Consider the following 282-nt stretch of genomic DNA (forward strand, 5'->3'; position numbering starts at 1 on the left):
CCGCTTACTGTGAAACACTGCAAAAACGACGACGGACAAACCTAACAAACTGCGAGCGCTTGTTGGCTTAGCAGAGCAAGCTTTTCAACTCTAGAATTTCTTACCGTTGTATTTACAGCGCGTTGTCGTGCACGATAACCGAATTTTAGTGCATAGATACGCTTGAGTGCTAAAAATCAACCTATCGATAAACGTATTTAACCAAAGTGATTGAAGTATTTTTATACTTTTTTACCTAAGTTTATTCAGCGTTGATACAAATAGTAGTGGGTGTCATCGATT

General features: G+C 38.7%; 1 pseudogene. It reads left to right on the top strand.

Annotation, left to right across the window (positions count from 1 at the left end):
* Positions 1–71: pseudogene (locus CKO50_RS25190) on the top strand (transposase); the annotation flags it as partial.
* Positions 72–282: the final 211 nt, after the last annotated feature.

It is taken from the genome of Pseudoalteromonas sp. HM-SA03 (genome assembly GCF_002289345.1).
Lineage (GTDB): Bacteria > Pseudomonadota > Gammaproteobacteria > Enterobacterales > Alteromonadaceae > Pseudoalteromonas.